This window comes from Lacticaseibacillus manihotivorans DSM 13343 = JCM 12514 (genome assembly GCF_001435035.1).
GTDB classification, from domain to species: Bacteria; Bacillota; Bacilli; order Lactobacillales; family Lactobacillaceae; genus Lacticaseibacillus; species Lacticaseibacillus manihotivorans.
Window position 1 is genome coordinate 1 of record NZ_AZEU01000101.1, and the last position, 4616, is coordinate 4616.

A 4616-nucleotide genomic window follows, 5' to 3' on the forward strand; every position below is an offset into this window, starting at 1 on the left:
GACCGGCCAGATGCGATTTCATGTCCCAAATACCGAGGTGAATAATCCAGGATTAAACTTGGTAATTTGGTAATGACTTTGCAGCGTTTCAATCACGTTGCGCAGCCAGTCCGCAATGCGATGATAATTTAGCGTGCGATTATTTTTGAATACGATTTTGATCAGCGGCCGATGGGTGGCGACTGGCCAGTCGCCTTCGAGATGGACGTGGCCATCACCGTCAACCGTCGCGGTCACGACCGCGGTGGCATGATCCGTGCGCTGGGCGGCGGTCATCAGCGGCACCATCGAATTAGGGCCACCGTGATGACCATGCAAGTAGAGCGTCGGCACCTGCCGCTGGCTGCTGGCGTGCACCGTTTGCGGCGCCAGTCCGAAGCTGATCAGCGCGAGTAAAATGACCCACCATCCTTTTGGCATTGACCTGCGCCTCTTTTCTGAAATTACCTTCAGTTTAGTGGAAAATCCAGGCAGCGGCAAATAACAATGTTGTAAGACCGCCTTTGCTTGCAGTCTGGATTCAAAAACGCCGGCTGGCACTTGGCCAGACGGCGCGATCTCTGCTTCGGCAAAAGTAGAAGGTACCTGTGATCAGGAATACGGCTAGAGGGTGACCTGCGCTTTATCGAGGAAGTGCTGCAGCGGTTTGAGTTCTTCGCCGTCGTAGTAGTCGAACAGGCCTTGGAGGTCATCGACATGGTGCTCAACGTCATTGGCATTGAAGGCAGGATCTACGGTTTCCACCACGCGGCCATCCTTAATCGCGACTTTCAGCGCTTCAACTGGGAATCCGCGCTTCAAGGTGATTTTGGCGTTGATGACAAAGGGCCGGCCAGCGGCGAGCACGGCTGCCGCCTGATCAAAAGCAGCTTTCAAATCATCGCTCTTGGTCACGGTCACGCCTTCAACACCCATGCCTTCAGCAATTTTGACAAAGTCTTGGTCTTCCAAGTCAATGCCGCTGTAATCGTGCATGCCAGGAATGTCGGCTTGCTCATCCCGGATAAAGCCTAGGGTGGTGTTCGAGGTAACGATGTTCAATATTGGCAGGTGGTATTTCTTTTCGGTGATCAGATCTTGCATCACCATCGAGAAGGCCCCGTCGCCAGAAATGGAAACCACTTGCCGGTCAGGGAAGCTTAGCGCCCCGGCAATGGCCCCGGGGATGCCTGCACCCATGGAAGCGAACAAGGCGGACACGACCCACTTGTTAGTCGGCTTCACGTTCATATACCGCAACAAGTTGATGGTGTTGTCGCCGACATCCAAGGACACCACGGTGCGGTCATTGGCGATGCGATTGAGTTCGTTGTAAACTGGTTCGAATTCAAGCGGGTTGGTGCGGCGTGTGGCGAGCTTCTTAAGGTAAGCCTGCCAGTTCTTTTGGTCAGCCACAGCTGCCTGGAAAAAGGCGGAAGCCGGCTGGGGCTGGCTGCGTTCGAGCATCTTGTTCACAAACTGGGTGGCGTCGGCCCAGACCCCAAGATCGAGGTAGTGGTGGCGGCCGAATTGCGCCTCGTCATGATCGACCTGGATAAACTTGAAGTCATGGCGGGTGTAGACATTATTGGCAAATGGGAAGTCTGTCCCTAAAGCAATCACTAGGTCGGCAATATCCATGATTTCGTTGGCGGCTTTGGAGCCGGCGCGGTTAACCGGGCCGAGGTTGCCTTCGTAGTCTTCAGAGAGCAGGCCTTTGGTCAAACCGGTCATAATCAGCGGAATCTGGAGCTTTTTTGACAGTTCAATCAGCTGGTCGCCGCCGTTTTTGATTCCCCGGCCGACGTGAATGACCGGCCGCTTCGCTGCTTTGACCATAGCCAGCACCTGGTCGACTTCTTCATCGGTCGCCGCTGGTTCCGGCTGCGGCTTGTTGTCGGTCGGGGAACTACTCTTGTATGGCACATCCGGGATTTGGACATAGCCGAAATCGTTGGGGATGATGACCACAGCCACGCCGCGATGCTTGTATGCTTCTCTGATGGCCTTGTCTACCACATAAGGCAGGCTTTCTGGCGTCATAACGGTGCGGCAGTAGCAGGAAACATCGGCGAAAATTGGGTTTTCATCGAATTCCTGGAAGAAGTTATAGTTCATTTTGTCATGCGGCACCTGACCAATCAGTGCCAGCACCGGCGCGTGGTCTTCACGGGCGTCGTACAACCCAGTGAGTAGATTGGTGGCGCCAGGGCCGGCGGAGCCAAAGGTGACGGCAATTTTGCCGGTAAGTTTGGCGTCGGCCGCGGCGGCTAACGCGCCCACTTGCTCATGGCGGACTTGGATGTATTGAAGACGTTCTTTTTCTTGCTCCAACGCAGACATCGTGGAGTTAAATGAACCACCTGGGTAACCGAAAATATGTTTCACACCCCAAGCTTCAATAACCTTAAGCATGGCGACGCTAGCTGGTGTGGTGTTTGTCATGATGAGCACTTCCTTGTGTGATGTTATTTAGTTGTCTGCAACTATCATGTCCACAATGTATCACGAATTGAAACCGATTACAACAGATAATTCAAAAAAGTAATACAACGATTAAGAAGTGCTCAAGCTGAATGACAACGTTTTAATTGCAGCCGGTTCTGTGCTACAGTCAAATGCATAGTCGAACCAACCAAGGAGGCAGAGCATGAGCCAAGATCCCACGGCCGCGTTCCAGACGGTGCCAGCTATCACGACGGAGTTGATCAACTTAAGTGCCATTTTGAATTTGCCGAAGCCAACCGAGGCGTTCATGAGTGATATTCATGGGGAGTACGATGCGTTTTCCCATGTCTTGCGCAATGGCAGTGGGAATGTCAAAACTAAGATCAGCGAATGTTTTGGCGGGCAAATGACAGAGCAAACTCGGCAGCAGTTTGCTTTTTTGGTCTATTATCCCAGCGAAATGGTGGCCCGAGCCCAGGCCGCGTTGGCGCCAGCTGAGCTTGAGCAGTGGTACCGCGACCAGGCACTGCGGTTGGCGCAACTGCTGGCGTACACCGCGACGAAGTACACCCGTTCGAAGGTGTGCAAAGCGCTGGCGCCTGAGTTCGTATATATTACCGAGGAGCTATTGTTCAACGATCCGCAAGCAGCGGACAAGCGGGCGTATTACTGGGCCATCATTCAAAATCTGATTGCGCTGGGGCAGGTGACAGCCTGGATTGAGGCCACCGCCCACACCATCCAGCAACTGACCGTGGATCAAATTCACATTATCGGTGATATTTATGATCGCGGCCCGGCGCCGCACCGGGTGGTCGAGGCATTGATGCACCGGGGGCATGTTGATTTCCAGTGGGGCAACCATGATATTTTGTGGCTTGGTGGGGCCGCTGGATCAGCGCTGAATATCGCGAACTTGGTGCGGATCTGCGCGCGGTATGCCAACTTGGAAATCTTGGAAGACACTTATGGCATCAACCTGCGCCACCTTGCGCGGCTGGGGGAGCGCTACGATGGGGACAATCCCGCGTTTCAACCGAAAGTCCCAGCCGGCACTACGCTCAGCGATGGCGAGCGGCGTGCCATTACCCAAATTCACCAGGCCATTTTGATCATTCAACTGAAACTGGAAGGCCCAGTGATCAAGTGGCGGCCCGAATTTGGCATGGCGAACCGCCTGCTCTTAGCCAAACTCAGCCCAGATCGCCAGCACATCAAGATTGATGGGCAGACCTATCCGCTGACCCATGGCTGTTTTGACCTGGTCGACCCAGCGGATCCCTACCGACTGACCGCAATGGAACAGTCGGTCATTGATCAACTAGTACAGGCCTTCATTCATTCGGAAAAACTGCATCGGCACATGGACTTTTTGGTCGAAAATGGCAGCATGTACCGCAAACCAATGGCAACCTGCTCATTCACGGCTGCGTACCCGTCGATGACGCCGGTGAATTGGTCGGCTTAACGCTGGCCGGTAAAACCTATCGTGGGGCAGCGTTGTTTGACCTGCTCGGTACCAGTCTGGTCAAAGCCTACCAAAACCCGGAACCAGGCAGCTTGGCCAATGACCTACTGTGGTATCTATGGACCGGCCCGTATTCACCGCTGTTTGGTAAACAAAAGATGACCACCTTTGAACGCTATTTCATCGAAGATAAAGCGGCGCATGATGAACAACCCAATCCTTACTATCGATTGCGCCATGAGCCAGCGTTTGTGCAAAAGCTGCTAAGGGCGTTTGGTCTGGATGGCGAGCGGGGACACATTATCAATGGCCACACACCAGTGAAAAAAGGTAATTCGCCGATCATGGCTAATCGCCAGATGCTGGTAATTGATGGCGGCTTTTCACGGCCCTACCAGAAAACCACCGGCATCGGCGGCTACACCTTGCTGGACAATTCCTATGGGATGCAACTGGTGGCCCATCAGCCGTTTGTGTCGCGCCAAGATGCGATTGCGCATCTGACCGACATTGTGTCGACTAGGCGGGTGGTGGAAACCGAAGCGCGGCGGCGGACCGTGGCGGAAACCGATATTGGCCATCAGTTGCAAGTCCAAATCTGCCTGCTCAAAGCGCGCCTGCAGCGGCTAACTAGCGGTCAATGATAATCTTTGGTAGAGTAGTTATACCTGGATTATTCATAGAATTTCAAAAAAGCAGCGCAATCCCACGATTCACACGG

Annotated in this window: 2 protein-coding genes and 1 pseudogene; 1 reads left to right on the plus strand and 2 read right to left on the minus strand. The window is 53.7% G+C overall.

The genetic code is table 11. The features are described 5' to 3' along the window. Window positions 1–18: 18 nt before the first annotated feature. Window positions 19–420 (minus strand): alpha/beta hydrolase, encoded by a 402-nt coding sequence (locus tag FD01_RS05190; RefSeq protein WP_056962998.1) that lies wholly within the window; start codon window positions 418–420, stop codon window positions 19–21. 183 nt (window positions 421–603) lie between these two features. After that, entirely contained in the window at window positions 604–2424 is a 1821-nt protein-coding gene (gene spxB / locus FD01_RS05195) for a pyruvate oxidase (RefSeq protein ID WP_056963000.1), read from the minus strand. Between the two features lie 205 nt (window positions 2425–2629). Here spxB and FD01_RS05200 point away from each other — a divergent pair. Beyond that, window positions 2630–4539: pseudogene (locus tag FD01_RS05200) on the plus strand (fructose-1,6-bisphosphatase). Window positions 4540–4616: the final 77 nt, after the last annotated feature.